The following is a 22263-nucleotide window of genomic DNA, read 5'->3' as shown; positions in this document are numbered from 1 at the left end:
ATGGTTTATGATTTGGGTAGCAGAATTTTTTTCATGTGTCGCTGTCAATAGGCACTCCATATAGCTCGAGCCTGTGATCTACTAGCCGAAAACCATGTTCCCTTGCTATCCGTTCTTTGAGAGTTTCAATTTCTTGGTTTGCAAATTCTATTATGGTACCATCCTCGATATTCACTAGGTGATCGTGGTGCTCATTTTTTGTCTCATACCGCGAATACCCATCCTTAAAATCATGTCTTTCTAAAATCCCGGTCTCTTCAAGCAAGCGAACCGTTCTGTAAACGGTCGCCACTGATATACTTGGGTCTATCTTAACGGCTCGCTCATGAACATCGGGTACACTAGGATGGTCAACTGAATCAGAGAGAACCTGTGCAATCACGCGACGTTGGTTGGTCATACGCATACCCTTTTTCTCGCAAAGACTTTCGATTCTGCTGTCTATCATTTGCCGGTTACCTGCGCTGTCTTAATGTGTAGACTCATTAATTATTATCACTCAGTTGTAGAGGTTGTGGAAAGAACTAAATCTCCCCCATTTAGTTTCCAGTACTGATTTTATTCAAAATGTTTCAAAACTGTGACCTTGCCAAAAAAAGCAACCAAAAATCATTATAGTTCGAAAGTGCAGTAAAAGTGCAACTGATAACCATTCGCATTTTGCGCTTTACATTTTTTGTTTTCAGTGCGACAACTTTGCAATTGATAACCATTCGCAACTATGTTTCGTTCTCAAATCTCCGGATCGCGGTTTTTTGCGACATCGTGGCTTTTATATTAAACAAATCTTGAAAGAGGATTTAAAAATGCTAAAAGCAAGAAACCTAATCGGTTTAGTTGGACTGTTATTCGCGATAGTCACGACAGCTGCCGTAGCCGACAGTGACGTTTATGGACCATACCCGGTCACTGTTACGGGGTACAGTGGTAAGAAAACAAATTCAGTAGCTTATTCTGGCCAAATCGCTCGGCATGCGCTTCATGATTCGCTCAAAAAGCTGGCCTCAAAGGGCAACGGCAAGCCGAATGCAGAGCTAAAATCCAAGATGATGTCTTACTTTAAAGGTAAGGATAAAGGGCGCAAGATAATAGCTCCAAAGACCAAAGGGTCCTATGTGGTCAAACAAACAACAATCGATGAAATTTCGAAGAAAAAAAATATTGCAGGGAAAACCTTTAAAGGCTCTATCACGGGCATGCCTGGCAATATGACAGGTCCTGACCTGGTAGCATTTTGGATAGACAAGGCGTCATCGGCTACAAAGGGTGTGGATTATTCCAACGGATACGATTACGGACAGCTCATATCCAAATTCATCATGGGGGCCATGATGTATAATCAGGCCGTCGATAATTATCTCGATGAAAAGTTAAGTGCAGGAAAGAAGCCTAATGATAAGCCTTACAAAAAGGGAAAGCACTACACGGGTAAAGAACATTCTTGGGATGAGGGGTTCGGCTATTTTGGAGCACCCGCACACGCCTTAAAACTTACTCCCCGTCAAGTTTATGAAATTGCTAAACAAGGAAAAAAATCAAAGCCAAAAAAGAATGCGCTGATATTCGCGGATTACAATAAAGATGGAAAAGTCGACCTTAAATCCGAGCACACGTTTGGGCCTGCTTACTACGCGGCAGGTTTCGATGCCTCAGTTTATGGGAAAGGTAATGAAACGAAATACCTGCATACTATCGTGAAAGCTTTCATTGATGGCCGTAAACTAATTACGTCTGCTGGTGGTAAGAAATTATCAGATGCACAGCGAACAAAACTGCGCCAACATGCAGCAGTGATTGGTGATAATTGGGAGAAAGTTTTAGCGGAAGCGACTTACAAATATGCAGGGTCAGTTTACAAGACCATGGGTAAGCTTCAAACAATCATTGACGCTAACGGTGACACCAAGAAACAACTTCGCAAATACATCAAGTATTGGGGTGAACTTAAGGGCTTCGCTCTCGCGCTCCAAACTGGTAAGAAAAATCTCGGTGAAACCGCAACTAGGCTTAACAGGATGATTGGTGCGGGTCCACTGATGCCAAACCTTAGCCAAGTCACAGATATAGATAGCAAAGGTAACTATGTGCGGGGTCAAGGCTCCTCTTGGGGCGAGTATATGCTGCACATGGCTAAAGTTCAGAAGCTACTTGTCGATGAGTTTGGGGTTCGGGCTCGAAACAATTCAATTTCTGGCGATTTGGCAGACCTAGCAAACAAGCTCGGTGGCGGCAAATCAGTTGAAAATGACTAAGCCTTATTCAAGATGGCGGCCCGGCCTACAGAGGTTGAGCCGCCATTTCTTTATCTGGGGTATAAATGGATCTGTTCTTCTTTGATTATGCGAGAGAATTATTCGGTCCTCTCTTTAATCCACAGAAACGCATTTTCGTAGGGTTTTTATTGGCTGCGATCTTGATCGCCTTGGGTGTACAAGTATTTGTTTACAAAATGCGACCAAAAAGTGCCTTAGCAGAATTATTTTCAATTAAAATTTGGTTGTCTGACTCCGCTAAGGCAGATTTTAAGTTAATGGCTATAAATCAAGCGTTGTTTCTGGGGATTGCGCCGTTACTTATATCCAAGCTCGCCCTTGCCACCGTGCTTTTCGAGACACTACACTTAATATTTGATGGCCGTACCTTACTCTTGGATGATGCATCCGATTTAACGATAGGCATTATTTTTACGCTATCGGTATTCCTATTGGATGATTTTACAAAATATGTTCTGCATAGGGCTCTCCACCAATATTCCTTTTTATGGGCCTTTCATCAAGTCCATCATTCGGCCGAAACGCTCACTCCGTTTACCGTCTTTCGGGCACATCCTATTGAAGCTTTATTCTTTACTTTGCGCACAATCTTAGTCCAAGCAGTAACTATTTCTGTCTTCTTGTTTTTCTTTGGTGACCGTGCAGATCTTTTAACTATTTTGGGCGCAAATGCTTTTTTGTTTGTATTTAACGCCGTAGGTTCAAATCTGCGCCATTCCCATATATGGATTTCATACGGACGGTTTGTCGAAAGGCTATTGATTTCTCCGGCCCAGCATCAGATTCACCACTCCACAGATAGGGAGCATCATGATCGAAACTTTGGGGTCGTTTTAGCAATTTGGGATGGAATGTTTGGAACGCTAATGCTAGCAGGCAAAAAACAAAAACTTAAGTTCGGAGTTGTGAATGGAAAGCAGCATGACTTGTCCTCATTATATTTTCTACCATTTACGACGTCGGCGAACGTAATCGCAAAAATTTTGAAAAAGGATTCAAAAAAGATGGTTCAATTTTTGAAGGTACTGTCTCGTCGCTCAGGAATGGTGGGTGGGGTCTTATTAACCGTGTCGATATTTGGGGGGGGCTTATTTCCCGGGTACGCCTCAGCCGCCGAACTGAATATTTATTCACATCGTCAGCCATTTTTAATAAAGCCTTTTTTAGAGGCCTATAAAAATAAGACCGGGACAAAAATAAATGTGGTGTATGCGTCCAAAGGTTTGGCACAGCGCCTTCAGGCAGAGGGGCCCAGAAGTCCGGCGGATGTGATCCTCACTGTTGATATTGCAAGGCTGTATGTTTATGCGGATAAAAAATTATTGCAGCCGGTGATATCAGAAACATTGAAGACAAATATACCAGCGCACCTGCGCGACCCTGAAAACAGATGGTTTGGTTTTTCCAAGCGCGCAAGGATAGTAGCGGTATCCAAAAAAGCTCGGGATGCAGCAGGTATTGCACGATATGAAGATTTAGCTGATCCGAAATGGCGGGGCCGGATTTGTTCGAGGCCCGGTAGTCATGTTTATAACCGGGGGTTGGTAGCGTCCATCATACACACCTCTGGCGTTGCAGCAGCGGAGTTGTGGGCAAAGGGCGTGGTCTCTAATTTGGCGAGGAGGCCGCAGGGAAATGACCGCGCCCAGATAAAGGGTATCTACGAAGGGGTCTGTGATATTGCGATCATTAATAATTATTACTTTGGAAAACTCAAACATTCAGAAAAATTAGAACATAGAAAGTGGGCAGGGTCGGTGAACCTAATATTTCCAAATCAAAATGACAGAGGTTCGCATGTAAATATTTCTGGTGGTGGAATAGCGAAGTTTTCAAAAAATTATAAGGAAGCAATTCGGTTTTTAGAGTTTCTTACATCGAAACAAGCGCAGCAGCTGTACGGGACAATAAATTTTGAGTATCCGGTTAATGCTGCAGTTCCCCTGTCTTCCGATTTAATTAAATGGGGTACGTTTCGTGAACACGAGATGCCTGTACTGATGATCGCAAAGCGTGCGCCAGAGGCTCAGAAAGTGATTGATCGGGTAGGATGGTAGCTGTCATCGGTAACTCGATTTCAGAGAGCACAAGAGGACGTTTCAACCTCTGGGCGATAGCAGCTATCCTGGTTGCCGTTTCATTTTTCACTCCGGTTGTAGCAGTCGTAGTGACAGCAGCGGGTGACAGTGGTGGTCTTTGGCAACATTTATTTGCAACAGTTCTGCCGCGTTACGTTGTTAATACTGTTGCCTTAATGGCCGGGGTGGGTGCATTGAGCGTTCTTTTTGGGGTAACGGCTGCTTGGGTTGTCTGTAGGTATGAATTTTTCGGAAGGCAATGGTGTCAATGGATATTGTTGCTGCCTGCCGCCATTCCCTCTTATTTGATCGCTTATACCTACACTGATTTTCTGGAATATGCCGGCCCAGTCCAGGGTTTGTTACGGCATTTCTTTAGCTGGCAGTCAGCTCGTGAATATTGGTTCCCAGAAATACGTTCCATGGGTGGCGCAATATTCGTTATGAGTGCTGTGTTGTATCCGTATGTTTATGTTATCGCTCGAACAGCTTTCCTACTTACTCCCTCATCATATTTTGAAGCGGCCCGCATTTCAGGTCGTAATATGTTTTGGTCCGTTGGTCTTCCATTAGCAAGGCCGGCTATAGTCGCCGGTGTCGCATTAGTGATGATGGAAACGATATCCGATTTTGGAACAGTAGAATATTTCGCAATTGAAACCCTTACTCTTGGTATTTTCAATGTGTGGCTTGGGATGAACAATTTGGCAGCAGCAGCACAAATCGCAACCTGTGCCTTTCTTTTCATCATACTGTTACTTCTAGTAGAAATATTAGCTCGCGCTAAGAGGCGTTTTGTTGACACGTCGCGTTATTCGGTCTCTTTCTCACCGGAGCCGCTTAATGGTTGGCGTGCAGGTTTTTGTATATTTTTTTGTTTATTTCCCGTGGTTGTGGGGTTTGTTACGCCAGTTTCGGTTCTCGTCGGGTTTATTATCGAGGGACATTCCACAGCACTTACTGCCGCTATGTTTGATGCCGCCGCTAATTCCATTTTAATTGGATGTGCAGTTGCCAGTTTGGTTATGGCAACAGCCGTGTTCCTGGGATTGGTAGCATCATTTAACAAGAATTTGGTTGTCCAGCGATTAACTGCAATTTCATCTTTTGGATATGCGTTCCCGGGCACTATCCTAGCCGTGGGTGTGGTTATGGCTGGAGGTGCCCTAGATAATTATGTTGCGATATTTTCTAGGGATATCTTTGGTTGGGAATATGGTGGTGGTCTGACAAGTGGCGTTGCGTTGGTGATTTTTGCGTGCGTGGTTCGTTTCCAGGCTGTTGGGTACGGTGCTGTTAAATCGGGTCTAGCCCGAATCTCTGAAAGCATGATCGAAGCCAGCCGTGTCCTTGGGCATGGCTTTGGAAAAACAATGGGTTTTGTAATCCTCCCCATGATGCGTCTTTCCTGTGTTGCTGGTGGTCTTTTGGTTTTTGTTGATGTAATGAAGGAACTGCCCATGACATTGTTGTTGCGTCCTTTTGATTTTGAGACATTAGCAACCTACGTATACCAATTTGCAAAAGATGAAATGTTGGAGAAGGCGGCTTTGCCTGCGCTAGCAATAGTTGTTACTGGCGTAATACCAGTGATTGTGATGAATGCCGCGTTGAACCGTTTTCAGCCTCCGTATAACTCTAAATATAAAATTACTCCTTAAGGTTTTGAAAAAGGGTGCGTAATTTTTCAATGTTGTGGCGTTTTCAAAGACAGTACAAAAGTTTTCCGGTTTCGCAGGTGGTTAATGGGTTAAGGAACAACATTCTCAGTAAACCATTCAGTTGGTAACGCATTCCCGATGTTCCTTTCTTTCGCTTGCTTGTACAGTAACGCACCGCACACAGCAAATTGAAGCGCAAGGCCGCGATAGTTGAGGAAACACGTTACCTGGTCATCAGAAACACGACCGCAAGCTTTTTTCGTAATGAGGTCCGGTAATGTTGGGACGCTGCGCAAGTAATCCATACGCGGGTCGTTGCCTGCTTCTTTTTCTTGGTCCTTAGTTACCAAACCGTGAGTGCTGTCGTAGTTTTCAAAGTCCATGCTTTTCGTGTCATGCATCGCAGTTACATTAGCATTTCTGATTGCTTCTAAAGCGATCTCGTTATCTCGAATAGAACTTATGTGCATGCCTGGTTCGACATGATCATTAAGTAAGACATTTTCATTTGAGTTTGTTGCGCAAAGTACAATATCACTTTTTGCCACTGCATCACTCACATTCTCAAAAGGCTCCATGTCAATTTCTATCTCTGGCGACATTGTTTCACAGAAGACTTTGCAATTTTGCGGATTCATGCTGTAAACCCTAAAGTTTCTGATATTCCTAATAGCAGCAATAGCGATGACTTGGGCGCCCGCTTGCCATCCTGATCCAATCAGGGCAACGGTTTCGGCGTCCGACCGGGCCATATATTTTGCGCCTAGGGCACTCGTTCCAGCCACTCTGAGGCGTTGCATCACTCCGTCAGGAAATATCATCAACGGTTCCCCCGTTTCGGTGCTGAAAAGTAGAACTAACCCCGTCCATCGATTGCCGGGTGCGAGTGGAACTTTTTGACGCCGAACCTTTCCTTCGATGGTCGGATAAGAGAGTATATCCGAATTTATACGCACTGCCCCAACACCTAAACTAGGGACAACCGAGCTCATAGATTTTAATTGGTAGACGGAATCGGGATGTGATGTAATTGTGTTCAAGTCAGCGCGTGAACCGAGAATGGCTTTTCCCGCAGATGCCTCGCGATATCCTTCCTCGAGCGAATGAATCACATCTTTTATACTAAGTAACTGCGCAACTTGTTCATTGGATACTATAAGGGTCACAGTAGGCCGACAGTGTTGTGGATACTAACCATTGATTAACCTGGGTTTTTAAAAACTATAGTTTGCCGGTAAATTTCATGCTTAGGATTGCCTATTTTACTAAGGCTGTTAGCAAAAGAGTATCATGTTTTTTTCTTTGTAGTTTTTATAAAAAAAGCACCCACAGCCGTGAAGAAGCAAACCCAAACGAGAAAATTGAAGCAATCTAAGAATGCTATAAATTCTGCCTGTTCGTTAATCATTTTCCCAAATGCGTGAAGTCCAGATTGGTCTAACATATTTAAGTCTTCGGGCAGTGCCATGTGGCGAAACCGATCGTTATATAGGGATATATTTTCGCCGAGCATCGAACGGTTAGTTTGTTGATACCTAAGAAGTTGAGCAACAAGAACTGAAACTCCTATGCTTGCGCCGATACGCCTCGATAATGCTTGAAAAGCAGTGGCATCAGGTCGTAACTCATTTGGTAAATTAGAATAAGCTGAGGCAGTTAAAGTTGTTGAGAAGAAACCAAAGCTTACCCCTTGAAGTGCAATCAAAACAACTAGGCTAATTGAATCTATGTCTGGTGTAATACGTGCAAGGAAAAAGAATGAGGTGCCCATTAGAATGCTGGCAGCAACTATCAGCGGTTTTGGGCCAATCCGGGCAAGAATATGCCCAACAAAAACTGATGCAAACATGGTCGCAATACCCCGTGGGGTCAGAATTAATCCAGAATCAAGTACTGGGTAGCCCATATAGTTTTGTAACAAGGCGGGAAATAATGCGATGAAACCAAACATCATTATGCCATTAAGAATCAAATATGATGAACAAATCGCAAAGTTACGGTCTTTAAATAGTGATGGGTCGACAAATGGCCGACGCGCAGTAAAGATATGAATGATAAATAGATACAGTGCACATCCTGCGACAGCAGTGGCTATTATTATCTCATTGGATTGAAACCACGACTGTTTTTGGCCGCGGTCCAGTATCCACTGAAGGCAAATCAGGAAGGTGCCCAAAAGGAGAAAACCTGTCAGGTCAAAATTACGAGTTTTGTCAGGATCATTTTCGCGCACGAAAGAAAATATAAGCACGAATGCGGTAACGCCGCCTGGTATGTTGACGTAGTAGTTCCAACGCCAACTATAAAACTCGGTTAGGAAGCCACCCAGAACTGGGCCAACAATCAGGCCCACCATCATGCCTACACTGAACCAGCCGAGTGCAATATTATGGCGTTCTTTGGGCCAAGCATCTAACAAGATTTGCTGAGCAACCGGCACTAGCGGGGCACCAAAGACTCCTTGTATGAACCTACAGGTCACGATCTCTAATAAGTTGTCAGAACGTCCGGCAAATGTTGACGCGATTACGAAACCGACTATGCCGATAAGTAGTACTCGCTTGCGCCCAAAGCGTCGTCCTAGCCAAGCCGTGAGTGGAGTAAAAACAGCAACAGCAATAAGGTACGCGGTTAGGACCCAAGAAATCTCATCATAAGAGGTAGAGAAGCTTCCCATCATTTTGGGTAAGGCAATGCCAGATAGAAAAGTGTCCATCGACTGCATACCTGAAGCAAGGCATACACCAATTGTCAGTAATAATAATTGGCCCGGGTTTTCAGTCGCAACGTCGCCATTTTTAACGGTATTCAAATCAAGGTCTTTCGGGATTTAGACAATATAGTAGAAATATTTAGGAGAGCTTATTTGTCCGATATGCTAAAAAAAGCGTTTGTGATATGTTCCCTCTTATATTCTTAAGCCGCGAATTGCATTGCTTATCGTTAATAGTGAAAAGCATTTTTCTAGGGCTTGCCGGGTACACTATTTAATAGTGGCTAGGTTCAATTTAGTCTTACATACAATTTTTTCTCAAACTAAATGACAACTTAAGGCTTGTCAGCCCAGCGCTCCGGGCCGGAATGATTCTACTTTTACTACTTCAAAGTATCTCTAGCCGTTACCTATCAACGTTTACCCCATTTCTTTTCTTCAACAGTTTCTTCTTCGATGAGATAGTAGTCCTCTAGGCCGATAGCATCTTCGATATCCTGACGCACTGAAATATTTTCGGCGTCGGTCATACCGGTATAATTTCCTGTTGAGTGTATTTCTTCCAGAGCTTTTTTTGCATGATGAAAACTCACCATTAACCAAAGCTGTGCATCTATACATGCCTTGTAGCCCATATCCTGAAGTTCATTATTACCATATAACGGTCTACCATCTCGATTGCCGCGGCTTTGTACGTAAACCATAGGAATGGTGCATTCTTTTGGTGCTTGCACAGCCTCGTCGTGATTAGTTGGAAAAATAAGTCCCATGTCAGCTCCCTCTTCTGCACCCATGTTGACGCGTTTAACCGCTTCATCAAAACCTTCAAAACGACAGGTATCTGAACGTACTATTACTACGAAATCGGGATCTTTAGCGTCGCGTTCACGGCAAGCATAGCGAATTTTGTATGCAAACTCATCGGCTGGAATTGCATGAGCTACGTATTTATGATAATGCGCTCGCTTTGGATAGAGTTGGTCTTCTATATGCACACCAGCCACGCCCCCATTGATGAATTCTCTCACGGTCCGCATGCAATGAAGTGGTTCACCAAAACCAGCACCAGCGTCAGCAATAATGGGAATTGAGCAGCCTTGGGCAATTTCACCAGCAACGGTTACCTGTTCACTCATAGATAAAAGAGGTTCCGAGACCGCCTTAGAGCCACCGGTGACGTACCCACCTACGTAAGCTGTTTTTATCCCAATTTTTTGTGCTACAAGGGCGCATAATGGGTAGTATGCGGCGGGCATGTATAAAAAATCATTGCTTGCTATTAAATTCCTTAACATTGTGGTCATTTTTTCCATGTCTGCCTCCTGAGTTAGACGAAGTGTATACTAAAAATGGTAATTAAATTCGGTTTTATCATGGGCCAAAGCCTTCAGAGAGCATAATGCCCCAATTGGCTGGGGCATGAATGTATCAATGCTCATCAAATCTTAAGAGATTAAAACTTCTTCAAATTTCTTATTAGCACGTTCCAGTGAATAGAAACCAGGGAGTAAACTCGGACGTAATTTACTCGGTATTGATGCAGGCACCCGCATTAATGCATCCACGAAATTCATTCCCGGTTCGGCAAGTGTTATTGCTTGAGGAGGGGCCTGGATTGCGACTTCCTTAAGACCACCCGCTTGTGGTGTTCCAATTATGGGGGTCCCTAGTGCAAGCGCTTCTAGCGACGCATTCGACATACCCTCCCATCGCGATGTGAGTAAGAAAGCATCGGCACCAGCATAGAAACCCCACGGATTTTTTACGAAACCCGCGAACCGAAGCTGTTTCATCACCTTCATTTCATTAGCTTGGGCAATTAAGGAATTTCTCATATGCCCTTCACCAAATATTGTAACATGAGTATCAGGCGGCATATCTCGCAACCAAGAGATTAGGCGGTCGAATCCTTTTTGGTCAACAAGTCGACCCGATGCGACAAACCGCCTTCCCTTTCCTGGATAGCGTTTGATTTTGTTAGCTTGGTTGCGGATCCATTTTGTATCGACCGGATTGGGTAACACTACTAACTTCTCATCGGATACCCTCCATCTTTCACGCAGGTCTTTTGCTATAAGCTGACTTGGAGCAATTACATGTGTTGCGCGAGGGTAAAGGTAGCGATAAAGATATCGGACAAGGCACGGTAATCTAATTGCCTTCAACGTAGCATCTACCGCATTTGCTTCTCTTACTATTACTTTAATATCAGAGCCGACGTACTTCCATATTGAAAGGACGCAAAGATTCAGATAGCCCATAGTTGGGACAACGGCGTAGGGATTTATCCTTCGAATCTCCTTGATTAAGCGTATGATCGCATAACGTAATCTCGGGCGTTCAAGATTAACAACTGCAACATCGTTGGCGATGAGATTCTGGAGAGGACCTTTCGCATCTAGCGCAATGATCGAAGGGATGTAACGACTTCTATCAAGGCTATTTGCAAGCATAATAATTACTCGCTCGGCTCCGCCTCCTGCAAACGAAGGCACTAAAAAAACTATTTTATATTTCATCCGGCTACCGTGCTTTGCCAAGCTATAAGCAAGTCCTTCGCTCGCGCTTTTCCATTACACAGTTCTGCTACGCGCTTGCGTCCAGCTGCACCCATTTTTTTTTCCAATACAGGATTATCTGCTAGCGATATTATATTCGCTGCAATCGCTCCGGCATCAAAATCATGATTTAAAAAACCCGTCACACCATCCTCGACAAATTTGTCATACGTGCCTACTGATATGACGGGTTTTCCGGCTGCAAGGCCTTCTAGGATATCGCGACCCCAAGGGTTAGACTCCCGGGTTGGTTTGATCAGCGCGTTGCAGGACGCAAGTACATTTTCTGGGTTAATTACGTGCCCCAAAAAAACAAACATATCAGAGAGGCCGCATTCAGAGATAAATTCATCGAAGGTCTTACCTTTGCGAGCTGCTCTTCCGCAAGGGCCCGGTAACGTACGCGGCATGTACATCTTACCCGCAAGAACAAATAAAATATCGTTCCGCCCTCGATCCTTTAATGCGCGGGCAATTTCTGCACAGCGATCCACCCCGCGAACCCAGGCAAAATTTGATAAGCTGGCTACTTTAAACCGGTCATCCGATGGAACTAGTATGTGGGGTTTGTGTTCTTTTAGATCAACAATATTGTGGATTACGTCACCGGTTATTGGTAGGCCAGTAATACGTTCAAGCGTGGATCGTTCATTTTCAGTAATAAATATTAATTTGTGTATTGTTTTTGCTATGCACCTAATTTGGAACCGGCAAAAGATTGTGCCGTAGAGGTTGGTGCGAATATGCATCGAAAGTTTGGCGTTGGTGCGTGGTTTTAGCCAGCGAGCCAACCAAAATAAAGACTCATGATTGAAGTGGACTACATCAGCAATTTGGGATGCCTCCAATAATTTTTTCCGAAAATACCGAGACTTGACCCAATCAGATATGAAACGCAGGTAGGCTATTATGTTTCTGCTTAACCTTGGCAGAGAGGAGACTTTTGGCATTTTTGGCTGAACTGTAACTGCTGCGCCGAGGTTCTCATATTTATCTTGGATTGGTCCTGCAGCTTTGCACCAGATGGATACCTCTAGTTTGGTTCGGTCTATATGCGCAATACTTTCATACAGGCTTCGCGAGGACCCGCCGAATCCGCCCTCAATGTCAAGACAAAGCACCCTAAGTTTTTTCACAATTACGTTCTATTTTGTGACAACATTTTAGCAGTAGTCGCCCAGCCAAGATGAAAGGCTGCATCTATTACCGATAGCCCAGAAACAAATTGATCCGAACTCTGAGTATATACAGGATTGACGAAAGCCCTGTACGTCAGCGAAATTCCTGCGCTGGAAAATGTTTTTTTATCTTGATAATTATCACCTCCCTCTCCTGAGAGATATTTACCGCCGGGTGCGAGTATACTAACAATCTCGGCGAGGCGTTTATCGCCCACAAGGTCTCCTAAGACCATTGACGATGAACGTTTGAACGTGCAGCGAAGTTTTAATAATGTACTGACACGTTCGATTAGCTCAATGTTAATGGAGGCTAGGGAGTCGCACGGTAGTTCACAATAAATATCCGTAATATCGGTCCAGATCTTGGCGAAAAAAGGTGATTTTTGATAAAAACTCTTGAGCCCGTCAATATGCCGCCGCACCCAATCATTCTGGGCGGGCATAACATTATCGATGGTATCGCCATATCTAAATGATACTGGCACGGTAAGCCAACGCGGTTTGCCCGAGTGCAGAACTTTGACTCTATTGATATAGCTATTTTTGCTGTATTGCACATCATCAAGAAAAACGAACTCGTCGGCCTCAGAAATTTTTGCGAAGTAACCAAGCCACGGAAGATAATTTGGTTGATGGATAGCTACAACTTTCATTGTGCCCCGATATCGTATGTATCAAGATACAGTGTTTCACCGTCTGCAGTTTTGTAAGGAATACGATCATGAGCCGGCATGTTAAATACGCCGTTTATCGCTACGATTTTTCCACCTATTTCAATTGTTGCGGGTGGCCAAGGAGGGCTTAGTGCTCTGACCGTGTTTCTGACTTCTTTAGCAGTAAATTCGGAAGTCAAAAAGCCATCCTTTGGTTGGCGGTTTGGCCATACTCGCCCTTTACGGAGATCAGGTTTGCGTGGGATGAAATTTTCCGATGTTGAATTAAGCCATGCCTCCTTAAAAAGAGTGACCCCGGCATGAATCATATCGTTTCGCAATTCAAATGCGGTGGCATCTTCATTAATGGGAATTACTGTCTCGGCCCATATTGGCCCAGCATCTACCTCTTCAACTATTTCGTGCCATGTAATACCAAGTTCTTTTTCGCCATTAATAATTTGCCATTGCATCACGTTGGCACCACGGTAATCAGGAATTTTTCCACCATGCATGTTCAACATGCCCCGAGGGTAACGCTCTAAATCTTTTTTACTAATGATTTGTGAGTAGAGCCAAGATATCGCACGTTCAGCTATCGGTAGCGTATTAGGCAATGCTTCTCCGCGCTTGTGCTCAAAAACTTCAATATTTGACCTTTGGCATAACTCTACGACATTAGCCACTTTTTCTGATGTTCTTCTGTTTTGAGGAATGATGACACAAGATAGTTCGACACCAGAGGGGAGCATATTTTCTAGCTGCAGTCCGCTTGGGTCGGTTGTAAAAAGGTGTATTCGCATATCCGGATATGATTTACGAATTGTTATAGGATTGGGTTTTCTTGCTCAAGAGAAAATGCCCCAGGGCTAGATGTTTTAAGCCTGATTTCGTCAGTACCCGGATAGCATCTTCTGGTGAGTGGACTATCGGCTCTCCATGTAGATTGAATGATGTATTCACTAAACCACCGCGTCCAGTCTTCATTTCAAAGGAACTAAGAAGACCATGATAATCAGGATTAGCTTTCTCTGTAACTACCTGAGCTCGAATTGTGTGGTCACGCGGGTGAGTCCCGGCGGATAGGTGGTCACGACCTTCGTTATTTGTTTCAAATGTGTGTGTCATGAAATAGGGCCTCAGATTTTTTGGGTCGCTAAAGTATCGATGGGCGCTCTCCTCAAGCACGGACGGCGCAAAGGGCATCCAGAAATCACGCTGTTTAATTGCCTGATTGAGCTGATCAACGATGCGGTAATCATGTCCGCTTACAAGGATTGAACGATTACCAAGAGCGCGGGCACCCCATTCCATTTTTCCTCGCGCGCGTGCCACGACTTCACCTTCAGCCAGCAGGTCAGCAACTACACCATCAACATGCTCCAGCTCCGCAACCTCTATGTTGTCACCGCATATTTCCGCAATTGCCCGTTCTTCTTGTTTTTTAGTGAATTCACCCCCGAGGTAAAGATTTTCAAAAATACTCTCACTATGATCGGTTTGTTCGTTTTGATAATAATATCGGTGAAGGCATGCACCAATGGAAAGTGACTCATCAGCACCGCTTGGCATCACGTAAAAACTAGTCACCTCAGGTAATTGTGCAATGAGCATATTGGCTTTAACATTCATGAAAACACCACCACCTGCAACAATATCGCTGATGCCAGTTTTCTTGATACACCCACGCACCCAATCAACTAGCATTTCCTCTGTGAAGAGCTGGGTTGCGCCTGCTAAAGTATCGAAGCGAATGCGTTCAAAGGATTCGCGCAACACATTGTAGCAGTAATTCATTGATATTTCACTGTTTTGAACGAATGTGGTTTTATCATCCGAAAGCTTTAGAAGATTACGAAAAGTACCAGCTGCGATATCGGCTCTTTCAGGATCCGCATATGGCGCCATGCCCATAAGTTTGTACTCGTGCTCCCAAGGCGTCATCCCTAAAAGCATTGTGACACGGGAATATATCTTGCCTAGAGAGGCATGGCGGTCGATGATCCCGATACGTTCGATAGTATTGCCGGAGCATACTGAAACGGACCCTGCAAGTCCATCGCCAGCACCGTCGCAAGTTAATCCAAGAATTCGTTGGCCCAAAGAAACATTGGGTGCAGTAAAGTATGCAGCAGTCAGATGCGCAAGGTGATGTTCAACGAAGAATACTTTGGCAGACGGAATACTCAAGTGGTTGCATACAGCTTCTATACGCGCTGTTTTGCGCTGTTCAAAGATTACCTTCTGATATTCGCGCGGCTTTGCAAAATCGGCACGTTGTTCCTCGATCCCGACACAATACCAACTTTCCAATTCTGTAAGATACGACTTTTGGTGCATGAAAAGTGAGGCATAGGCAACTTCTGAAAGGTCCTCACTCTCAATACCTTCAATGCGCAGAACTTCTTCGATGGATTTAGCAGGATATCCGACCTCATTTTTGGATCGGCTCAAGCGCTCCTCAGAAACTGATGCCACGATTCTACCATTGCGAGAAAGACTCGCACCACAATTATGTCCATCATGGATACCTAAGATATACGTTGGCAGGCTCATTTAATTACCTTCAAAGAATTTTTGCAGATACCTTTTTCAATCGGCATCGAATAAGTGAGGATAGGCATGACCATAGGGCTCACAATTACGGCCAAGCTCCTTTCGCAAATATAGATGCCGGTCGTCGGCAAATTGGTCCAGCCTTGAAACAGGATTAGTATTGTCATTCTTTGTCCACCATATCGGGTGGGTGAGTAATTGCAAAGAGTGTCTTTCCCTCACTGTCTTTAGACTTTGCGGGTGGCCATATGCCCAGTGGCCGCGAGAGTCTGAACAGTATGCCATTTCGTAAAAAAAACGCGGCTGATAAGCATGGCGAAGACCAGCCAGTGATTTTTCTCGCCCAAGTAAAGATTTTTTTGGACGGTGGAAGCTTATCATTTCAACTTCGCAGCCGGTTGCACATTGTAGACAATCGACCTCCCACTCAGCTGCATCCTCGAATTCATCATTTTTGTATAGGGACGCATCGAAATGGAGACCAACTTTATGTCCATGGCTCAAGATATTCTCTACCGCCTGCAATCCATTCTTGGAAAAAACATTGTACATTTCAGTCCGCAGTAGAACAAAATAGTGGGCAGAAATACCAAGCCGGCTTTCTACCTGTGCAATCTCAACTGCAGCCTCTAGACTCATATCTATATCATGTCTTAACACGAGGTGGGATTGTGAAGGGTCAGCATCGGAAAAATCTCTAACCTCATATCCATGTTCAAGCAAACCTTTGATTAGAGCTTCATATCCCGCTATAGAAAAAGCTTCGTTAGTAGTCATTCTGCCACTCCATCAAATGGCTGGTTGTTGAACCAACTGGAAAAAGTCAACAATTGCATCAGCAGTTTTTTGTGATTAGCTTTACCACTCATGTGTGCTGAAACAATTTTGCGAATTCCAATTTGTTTAAAAAGGCCTGATTCGTTGATTGCAGGATCGTCAACTAAACGTTCTGCACGTTCGCGCCAGGCGGGGTTACATCGGAATAACATGGCCATATCCATCCATGATCCATGTGTGAAGGTCGGGTCCGGCAATTGGGTGCGGGCAGCCAATCCAATACGACGAAAAAACGCCCGTATAAGTACCAAGGCAATTTGTCTTGAAAATCCGAATCGCGCGGAAAAACCAGTGTTTGAATCCGGAAGTGTCATAAGTTTTGGGCAAAGTTGCATCATTGCATTATGGGCAACCTTTCCCTCTGCACGCCAAGAAGGTGGCATCGACAAGTATATGTCGAAGACCACCGGATCAAAGGCAATCGGTCGATGATGGAGCACTTCATCAATTGAAACAAAATCGGAGTATGCGTAGTGCCTTCCAAGAGAATGCAGAATGAACGCGTCCCAATTATTATATTCATCATCAACGTCTGCATTTGAAAGGGCTTCCTCCATGCCCGTAATACGACGCTTATCGAACTCTGCAGCAAAACTCGGCCTTAATATGGTTTTAGCTAGTTCAGGCGAGATGCCGACACGCAAGCTGTCGGCGATAGTGGATGGGTTGCTATTTGAAATTCTGCGCAGCATTGGTAGCCGAGTGACGGAGCCGGCTACTTTGAGTGTTTTACACGGTAAATAATAGCCACGCAGAGTGTAATCGAGCCCGTGCCCACTTAACATGACATCATAGTTTTTTGCAATTGCCGACAGGCAAGGAAAGAGATTGATCGGCGCTGAAAACAGCCCATCACTCGCAAAGGTTGCTGGAGCGATAGCCGAGCCCAATGCATCAGCACCACAATGGTGAAGTGTGAATGGCACATTGCTGATTTTGCTACTTTTTCGCGCAAGTTCGACTTCAGTGTTATCCCATGCGCCGACAGTTGAACAGCCAATGGGTAAACCAGTTTTTTGGGCAGCACCTAGTACTGTTCGCGAGTCGAGTCCACCCGACATTAGTAAACCGTGTCGTGTTGGATCTGATAATCGTCGTGCAGTTGCTCGTGTAAGAGCGACTGCCAAACCTTCTGCAGCTTCGGCTTTTGTAAACTCCGGTTTAGTCCACGTAAGCTTGCGAGAAGTATTTTTTTGCAACCTACCTTTCTCCCAAACCCAGACTTGAGATGCTGGTATGGAGGCTATGTTTTCATACTGTGTGTGGCACGCAATGGTGCGCTGATAAACTAATAACTCGGCAATTCCTTGTTTGCTTAGGCGTTTGGGAACAATACTCTCGCTTACTAGAGGGATAAGCCTTGAACTTGCTAACAATCTCTTATCATCATGCCAAACGAAAAGGCTGCGAGAGGCAAGTCTATCCGTAATAAGTGTCACTCTATTTTTTATCGGATCAAGTATGGCGATGCAAAAGCTTCCGTTAAGCCAAGCAATTTTGTGCAAGCAATCGACCCGGTATAGATCAGCAATGAGATTTGCGGGATTAGGGTAAAGCCCATCGTCATCAAAAATATCACCACTTACAAGGATTGTAAGCCCGTCCTGAAAGGACACAGGTGGCCCTAGGTATTGAAGAAAACTATGCCATGAATGCCCGAGGGCAAGGTCAGGTGCGGGGCTCGCTTGGCCAAATTTTCGATTAGTAGAAGGGAGGTTTGTTAACATCCTGCTAACAATCGCATCAGCCTTCGCCATGCCAGCCGCAACGCAGAGCGCAGTCATATCACTCGCCCCCTAGCATATCCCACGTGAGCGCTTCACCGCGCATGAGAGTGCGACGAGCTACGCGCCCTAGAACATCGGGCAGATGTTTTGGAGCAATTCCGTGACCCGGTCGGATTGATCGCACATTATTTTCGTTGAGTGGATATCCCTTAGGAATATCCTTTATCACGTAAAGCGATCGACGAAATATAACGTTATCTGTTTCACTTTTTTTTCGGTGGTAATGGGGTTTCCCGAGCGCCTGCCATGCGACATGCACACCATCAACCATTAATTTGAACTCATCTGGCTCCAGCGAAAAGGCTGCGTCTGGCCCGCCATCTTCACGTCGTAGAGTTAAGTGTTTCTCTATAATTACTGCTCCTTTGGCTACTGCGGCTATGGGAACGGTAATCCCAAGCGTGTGATCTGACAGCCCAATTAGCAAACCTAAACGATCGGCGAGATCTGGTATTGTAGCTAAATTATAGTCGCTAGCTGGGGCTGGGTAGCCACTTACACAGTGCATAACTATTAGATTTTCATTCCCAACAGATTTAGCTACCGAGATTGCTTCTTCTATCTCAGAAATATTCGCCATACCTGTCGATAAAATCATTGGTTTACCAGTTTGTGCAACAGTCCTAACGAACGGAAGGTCAATCAATTCAAAACTAGCGATTTTATAAACGGGAGTGTTTAGACTTTCTAAAAAAACAATGGAAGAGGGATCAAAAGGTGTTGAAAAAACAGGGACACCACGCTCACGACCTCGCTCGAAAAGTCTTTCGTGCCAATCCCATGGGGTATGGGCCCATTCGTAGAGATCAAATAGAGAATATCCGTTCCACAGACCGCCTTTAATTTGAAAGTCGGGTCGATCACAATCTAGTGTCATGGTTTCGGGGGTATAGGTTTGTAGTTTTACGGCATCTGCACCGGCTTCTGCCGCTGCGTCGATAATTGCATACGCCCTCTCAATGTCCCCATTATGATTTCCAGAAATTTCGGCAATGATAAAGGGCCGTTCATTTTCTGATATCACTTTTCCTAGTATTTCTAACCTTTTTGTCATGGGCTATTTGCCTGTTAATTTTACAAGATTTGCCGGATAACTGTGAATGCCTCGGCTGCCTTTAACCCGACACTTGCACCTCGTAGACTCGCCAGTGCACGGATAGCCTTTAGTGAACGTGGGTGTGGAAACTCACGTAATTCATGCTTGTAGGCTTCCATTGCTTCACATTTTGTATCCAGCGTCGCGCTGACATTGATAAACTTATTAGGTATGAAAGCCTTATTTTTTTCAATCCCGGCCCATTCTGTGCTCGATAGTGTTTCAAAGGCAAGAATTTCTGATACCGAAAAGCCCGGGACCGGGCGACAAGCAGTTAACACTGCATTGTAAGCCTGACAGTGATCAACATTAAGGTCACCGAAATGATGGGTATATATAATATCCGGTTTACACTTAATAATCTTGCTCTCGATTGGTCGAATAATATCGAGTAAGGCTACTTTATCTAGCCCATTATCCGGAAGAGCTAATCCGTCGATAGACTTTATGCCAAGTATAGAGGCTGCAGTCTTAGAATCTTTGCGCCGGATATCTCGATCATTTTCTATATTGGTGCTTTCTCGCGCAGATACTCCATCTGTTAAAAATAAGATGTGGACTTCATCTCCGTCCATAGAGTGTTTAGCAAGAGTGGCTCCGCATCCAAGAACTTCATCATCGGGATGGGCAGCAACTACTAAGATACGTTTAGTCATTTTACTTTTCTATCTTTTAAATTGGTATTTTTTCGGCTTTCGTGAAATAATAACACGTGATTTTAGTGTGTCATTCTCTAGGCTAACTTCTGAAAATTTTATTAGGTAATCCCCGTGTTCAATGAATGCGGGTGGGTAAGTTTCAGCATCAAGCATCCGAATGTGGTCATAAAGCATGTCCAAATCACCTTGATAAGGTAATTCACTATCTTTTGGCTTTCGTCGATCAAAGTGCGTAATAGGCCCCATTTGCTCCTTAGGTGTCGGAGTAAGTTCCACAATATCTTTTATCATTTCAAATATTATATCTGCCGCACGGGTATAAATTTCCTGCGCACTCCCAATAAGAGGAAGATCTCTTTTCATGTAGATTGGTCCGGCGTCCAGCTCCGGAACCATACGTAAGGCACTTATTTTCGTTGATTTTTTACCGCGTACGATAAGGTTTTGAAGGGGGCTGCCTCCGCGTCCATAGGGCAGATCCGTCATGTGAAAACAAACACATTCATTTTGCTTAAGCACATCATTACTTACTCGCCATGACCAATGCGGGAAAAAAATAAACCGTGGCTTAAGATCATTTAGAAGTTCGCTCTTGAGGCGCACCGGTTCGGTCACCAAATGCCATTGCCCGTTAAGCCTTGGAACGTATTTGTTATATGCGCTGATATTCCACGGTTTGACAGCCGCGACAAGATATTTATCGTTCATTCAATCTGTTCCGGATTGCTGAGGTAGGTTCCTTTGTCGAAAATATAACCATTTTTTTCAAATACCTTGCGTGATGCGATATTTTCATCGAGAACTTCTGCAATTAAAATCGCGTTTGGTAACAAGCGCCGCCCAAGTTTAAGAGCTGCTGATCCCAATCCTATCGAGGCGACGTTTAGATCTATGTAAATGGAAACGTACCAAGACTCTTGTGTGTTAATCGGCACCTTTTTTCTGTCGAAACGCAACACACCTGATGGCTGTCCCTCAAGTTCGACTATCGTAAGAATTCGATTGGGATTTCTTAGCGATTGTGTGAACCAAGCCCGATGTTCTTTGAAGTCAGGGATAGTCGGGTTGGTAAAATATTTTCTCGTCCGAGGGTCAGACTGCCATTTAAATGTTGATAGTAAGTCGGCTTCCGTGGCCCTTCGGATCGAAACACATTTACCATCATTGGTTTTTGGAGCTTTATATATTTCGCTTATAATTCTATTTGTTCCCAGTCCATCGCAAAGGCTCGCGGCGGATTTTGTAATTTTTAACCTTAACTCGTGATTTGCAATAAGCATTTTTAGACTTTCTGTTATAGTGTCTGTCCTATCACCTGAGCCCCCGTTTACCACCAATGCAGCTGAGTTATCTTCCAACGCTTTTGCTATTAACTTCTGATTGTCGAAAGCAACCACTACAATGCTCGGTACCCCTAAAGAACACCGTTCCCACGCAGTGACGCCCGCTGCACCAATAGAAATATCCGTCTGGGCCATAAGTGCAGACATTTGGTCAGTGCCTTTGTGCACCGAATAATCTTGGGCGGTTGATCGACAAAGCTCCTCTATTACAGCAGACTGTCGGAAACCAGTGGGTATAACAACATCCAGCGATATATTGGCCTTGGTGGCGTTTACTGCTTTAACTGCTGTTTCCGTGAGTTCGCCAGTATCGGCACCGCCAAAGCTTATTAAAATTCGTTTTACTGGATTAGACTTTAGTCTTCTATCGATGGTGTGCCTTAGCTTCCAAAAATTTGTGTCCAAGGGTGCATAAGAGGGTCCAAAAAGAGTCTTAGTATGGCTAGGCATCAAGCCTGCATAATCTGATTTATTCCGTCCGAACGATGTGTCAACGAGAATATCACAATCATGTTCTCTATTGGCTAGGTCATCTAAGACGACTATTTTTTTTGCCCAGCGTCGACACAGCGTCTCGTATTTGGCTGATATTTGGTAATGATCGATGACGCAAAGATCATATCCACCAACTATTAAATCATCTAGCTTACAGGCTGAAAGGTCTGATTCGGGAACAACTACGCAGTGATCAAATTTTTCACTTAGAGAGGGGATTAGGTCAAAAGTAGCTTTTGATGAAGCAATAGTTGTTTGCCAGTTTTGGGCTTTTAGCCCTAGTGCTATCGCCTGGCAACGCATGAGGTGTCCCATTCCAATATTTTGATCGGCATCGCACCTAAATAGGGCTAAACGTGTTTCGACCATCCTC

General features: G+C 44.4%; 18 protein-coding genes. 3 read left to right on the top strand and 15 right to left on the bottom strand.

What is annotated here, in order from left to right; all coding sequences use genetic code 11:
- Window positions 1–31: 31 nt before the first annotated feature.
- The gene (locus VX941_02300; protein MEE2932238.1) at window positions 32–448 is read right to left on the bottom strand and encodes a Fur family transcriptional regulator; all 417 of its coding nucleotides are present in this window, start codon (window positions 446–448) and stop codon (window positions 32–34) included.
- A 358-nt stretch (window positions 449–806) separates the two neighbouring features.
- Here VX941_02300 and VX941_02295 point away from each other — a divergent pair, with 358 nt between their 5' ends.
- The 3 genes from VX941_02295 (at window position 807) to VX941_02285 (ending at window position 6012) form a co-directional block, all read left to right on the top strand.
- Window positions 807–2252, top strand: coding sequence for a DUF4856 domain-containing protein (locus tag VX941_02295; GenBank protein MEE2932237.1), 1446 nt, complete (start codon window positions 807–809; stop codon window positions 2250–2252).
- 65 nt (window positions 2253–2317) lie between these two features.
- Window positions 2318–4330, top strand: a complete 2013-nt coding sequence (locus tag VX941_02290; GenBank protein MEE2932236.1) for an extracellular solute-binding protein — start codon at window positions 2318–2320, stop codon at window positions 4328–4330.
- Window positions 4324–6012 carry an iron ABC transporter permease gene (locus tag VX941_02285; protein MEE2932235.1) on the top strand — a complete coding sequence of 563 codons (1689 nt, stop codon included), beginning with the start codon at window positions 4324–4326 and terminating at the stop codon, window positions 6010–6012. The genes VX941_02290 and VX941_02285 overlap by 7 nt, the downstream gene beginning before the upstream one ends.
- A gap of 89 nt (window positions 6013–6101) precedes the next feature.
- Here the strand turns inward: VX941_02285 and VX941_02280 are convergent, their stop codons facing one another.
- The 14 genes from VX941_02280 to pseG all read right to left on the bottom strand — a co-directional run bounded on the left by VX941_02280 (window position 6102) and on the right by pseG (window position 22259).
- Entirely contained in the window at window positions 6102–7178 is a 1077-nt protein-coding gene (locus VX941_02280; GenBank protein ID MEE2932234.1) for an ornithine cyclodeaminase family protein, read from the bottom strand.
- Between the two features lie 122 nt (window positions 7179–7300).
- Window positions 7301–8824 (bottom strand): DHA2 family efflux MFS transporter permease subunit, encoded by a 1524-nt coding sequence (locus tag VX941_02275; protein MEE2932233.1) that lies wholly within the window; start codon window positions 8822–8824, stop codon window positions 7301–7303.
- Window positions 8825–9138: 314 nt separating this feature from the next.
- Window positions 9139–10038 carry an isocitrate lyase/phosphoenolpyruvate mutase family protein gene (locus VX941_02270; protein ID MEE2932232.1) on the bottom strand — a complete coding sequence of 300 codons (900 nt, stop codon included), beginning with the start codon at window positions 10036–10038 and terminating at the stop codon, window positions 9139–9141.
- 132 nt (window positions 10039–10170) lie between these two features.
- Window positions 10171–11244 (bottom strand): glycosyltransferase, encoded by a 1074-nt coding sequence (locus VX941_02265; GenBank protein MEE2932231.1) that lies wholly within the window; start codon window positions 11242–11244, stop codon window positions 10171–10173.
- Complete coding sequence (locus VX941_02260) at window positions 11241–12419, bottom strand: glycosyltransferase family 4 protein (protein MEE2932230.1); 1179 nt, start codon at window positions 12417–12419, stop codon at window positions 11241–11243. Before VX941_02260 ends, VX941_02265 begins: the two co-directional genes overlap by 4 nt.
- A gap of 2 nt (window positions 12420–12421) precedes the next feature.
- A complete protein-coding gene (locus VX941_02255; protein ID MEE2932229.1) occupies window positions 12422–13117 on the bottom strand; it encodes a WbqC family protein in 696 nt (231 codons plus the stop codon).
- On the bottom strand, window positions 13114–13920 hold the full coding sequence (locus tag VX941_02250; GenBank protein MEE2932228.1) for a formyltransferase family protein: 807 nt from the start codon (window positions 13918–13920) through the stop codon (window positions 13114–13116). The genes VX941_02255 and VX941_02250 overlap by 4 nt, the downstream gene beginning before the upstream one ends.
- 13 nt (window positions 13921–13933) lie before the next feature.
- Window positions 13934–15673, bottom strand: coding sequence for a carbamoyltransferase C-terminal domain-containing protein (locus VX941_02245; protein ID MEE2932227.1), 1740 nt, complete (start codon window positions 15671–15673; stop codon window positions 13934–13936).
- A gap of 36 nt (window positions 15674–15709) precedes the next feature.
- Window positions 15710–16450, bottom strand: a complete 741-nt coding sequence (locus VX941_02240) for a hypothetical protein (GenBank protein MEE2932226.1) — start codon at window positions 16448–16450, stop codon at window positions 15710–15712.
- Entirely contained in the window at window positions 16447–18294 is a 1848-nt protein-coding gene (locus VX941_02235) for an asparagine synthase-related protein (GenBank protein ID MEE2932225.1), read from the bottom strand. Before VX941_02235 ends, VX941_02240 begins: the two co-directional genes overlap by 4 nt.
- Window position 18295: 1 nt before the next feature.
- On the bottom strand, window positions 18296–19351 hold the full coding sequence (gene pseI / locus VX941_02230; protein MEE2932224.1) for a pseudaminic acid synthase: 1056 nt from the start codon (window positions 19349–19351) through the stop codon (window positions 18296–18298).
- A gap of 20 nt (window positions 19352–19371) precedes the next feature.
- Window positions 19372–20049 carry a PIG-L deacetylase family protein gene (locus tag VX941_02225; GenBank protein MEE2932223.1) on the bottom strand — a complete coding sequence of 226 codons (678 nt, stop codon included), beginning with the start codon at window positions 20047–20049 and terminating at the stop codon, window positions 19372–19374.
- A gap of 9 nt (window positions 20050–20058) precedes the next feature.
- On the bottom strand, window positions 20059–20760 hold the full coding sequence (locus VX941_02220) for a methionyl-tRNA formyltransferase (protein ID MEE2932222.1): 702 nt from the start codon (window positions 20758–20760) through the stop codon (window positions 20059–20061).
- Entirely contained in the window at window positions 20757–22259 is a 1503-nt protein-coding gene (pseG, locus tag VX941_02215) for a UDP-2,4-diacetamido-2,4,6-trideoxy-beta-L-altropyranose hydrolase (protein ID MEE2932221.1), read from the bottom strand. Before pseG ends, VX941_02220 begins: the two co-directional genes overlap by 4 nt.
- Between the last annotated feature and the right edge of the window lie 4 nt (window positions 22260–22263).

The sequence above is a fragment of the Pseudomonadota bacterium genome, from assembly GCA_036339585.1.
Taxonomy (GTDB): domain Bacteria; phylum Pseudomonadota; class Alphaproteobacteria; order UBA8366; family UBA8366; genus UBA8366.
The sequence above is the reverse complement of the archived record's forward strand: the minus strand, read 5'-3'. Positions and strand labels throughout refer to the sequence as shown.

Bases quoted from the DNA above. Each gene is read 5' to 3' on its own strand.
- VX941_02220 (MEE2932222.1), bottom strand. From the start codon at position 20,760: ATGAACGATAAATATCTTGTCGCGGCTGTCAAACCGTGGAATATCAGC.
- VX941_02290 (MEE2932236.1), top strand. From the start codon at position 2,318: ATGGATCTGTTCTTCTTTGATTATGCGAGAGAATTATTCGGTCCTCTC.
- VX941_02295 (MEE2932237.1), top strand. From the start codon at position 807: ATGCTAAAAGCAAGAAACCTAATCGGTTTAGTTGGACTGTTATTCGCG.
- VX941_02250 (MEE2932228.1), bottom strand. From the start codon at position 13,920: ATGCGAATACACCTTTTTACAACCGACCCAAGCGGACTGCAGCTAGAA.
- VX941_02245 (MEE2932227.1), bottom strand. From the start codon at position 15,673: ATGAGCCTGCCAACGTATATCTTAGGTATCCATGATGGACATAATTGT.
- VX941_02255 (MEE2932229.1), bottom strand. From the start codon at position 13,117: ATGAAAGTTGTAGCTATCCATCAACCAAATTATCTTCCGTGGCTTGGT.
- VX941_02285 (MEE2932235.1), top strand. From the start codon at position 4,324: ATGGTAGCTGTCATCGGTAACTCGATTTCAGAGAGCACAAGAGGACGT.
- pseI (MEE2932224.1), bottom strand. From the start codon at position 19,351: ATGACAAAAAGGTTAGAAATACTAGGAAAAGTGATATCAGAAAATGAA.
- VX941_02300 (MEE2932238.1), bottom strand. From the start codon at position 448: ATGATAGACAGCAGAATCGAAAGTCTTTGCGAGAAAAAGGGTATGCGT.
- VX941_02270 (MEE2932232.1), bottom strand. From the start codon at position 10,038: ATGGAAAAAATGACCACAATGTTAAGGAATTTAATAGCAAGCAATGAT.
- pseG (MEE2932221.1), bottom strand. From the start codon at position 22,259: ATGGTCGAAACACGTTTAGCCCTATTTAGGTGCGATGCCGATCAAAAT.
- VX941_02225 (MEE2932223.1), bottom strand. From the start codon at position 20,049: ATGACTAAACGTATCTTAGTAGTTGCTGCCCATCCCGATGATGAAGTT.
- VX941_02265 (MEE2932231.1), bottom strand. From the start codon at position 11,244: ATGAAATATAAAATAGTTTTTTTAGTGCCTTCGTTTGCAGGAGGCGGA.
- VX941_02240 (MEE2932226.1), bottom strand. From the start codon at position 16,450: ATGACTACTAACGAAGCTTTTTCTATAGCGGGATATGAAGCTCTAATC.
- VX941_02235 (MEE2932225.1), bottom strand. From the start codon at position 18,294: ATGACTGCGCTCTGCGTTGCGGCTGGCATGGCGAAGGCTGATGCGATT.